We start from the raw sequence: 1,128 nt of genomic DNA, 5'->3' as shown, positions 1-1,128 counted from the left end.
CCCTCGTCGGGCACGGCGCGCAATTCCATCGCCTCACGCACCATGCTGGTGATCTCGGCCATCACCGCCGGATCGTCGGCCTTACCGTCGCGGGCGAACGGCGACACGCCACTCGCCTGCCGGTCTGCGATCACGCGCAACACGACATCGACGTCGATCTCGGTCTTGTTATCGGCGAGCCCGTACACCATCGCCATGTCGCAGATCGCGTTGACCACGCGCGGCACACCGCCGGAGAAATACTGCACCGCGCCGATCGCGGTGTCGCTGAAGATCGGCCGGTCAGCACCTGCGATCTGCAAACGGTGCCGGATATAGCGCCGGGTGTCGGCGTAATTCAGCGGCGTCAGGTGATACGAGATGCTGATGCGTTGGGCGAACTGCGCCAGCTCCGGGCTCTTCAGCTTGACCAGCAGTTCCGGCTGCCCAACCAGGATGATCTGTAGCAGCAGGTCCTTGTCGGCGTTGATGTTGGAGATCAGCCGCAGCTCCTCCAGGGCCTCGACCGTCAGGTTCTGCGCCTCGTCGACGATGAGGATGCAGCGGCGCCCTGCGCCGTACTCGCCGATCAGGAAATGCATCAGCTCCTGATAGATCTCGGCATCGCTTTGCGCCGTGGTGCTGCGCCCGAACGCCGCCAGTGCCCAGGCGGTGATGTCGGTGAGCCCGCTATGGGTGTTGGAGATGAGGCCGAGCGTGACGTCGCGGCCGATGCGCCGCAGCAGGGTGCGGATCAGCGTGGTCTTGCCCGAGCCGATATCGCCCGTGATGGCGCAGAAGCCCGCCTGTCCGGCGAGGCTGTATTCGAGGATGCTGAGCGCAAGCGAGTGCTTGCTGCTCATGAACAGGAAATCGGGGTCCGGCAGCAGCGAGAACGGTTTTTCTTTCAGCCTGAAGAAGGATTCGTACATGCAACCTACCTGGCGGTCTTTCGAGGTCGCTGGAACAGCCTAGTGGGCGTTCAACAGCGTACCGACGATGGCTTTGTTCCCGAGCAGATGGGCCGATCTCTCAAGCTCCGCCTTGGTGGTGCGGCCGCTACGCGCCACCAGCAGCACTGCATCCACATTGGGCAGGAACCCGAGCGTGTCGCTGGACGTCAGCAGCGGCGGCGCGTCGTAGATGATG

General features: G+C 63.7%; 1 protein-coding gene. It reads right to left on the bottom strand.

Annotation, left to right across the window (positions count from 1 at the left end; genetic code table 11):
- A partial coding sequence (locus VFZ66_07625) for an AAA family ATPase (protein HEX6289044.1) occupies nt 1–911 on the bottom strand: 911 nt, incomplete at its 3' end.
- Nucleotides 912–1,128: the final 217 nt, after the last annotated feature.

It is taken from the genome of Herpetosiphonaceae bacterium, assembly GCA_036374795.1.
Taxonomy (GTDB): domain Bacteria; phylum Chloroflexota; class Chloroflexia; order Chloroflexales; family Kallotenuaceae; genus LB3-1.
This window is presented reverse-complemented; position numbering and strand designations above follow the sequence as displayed.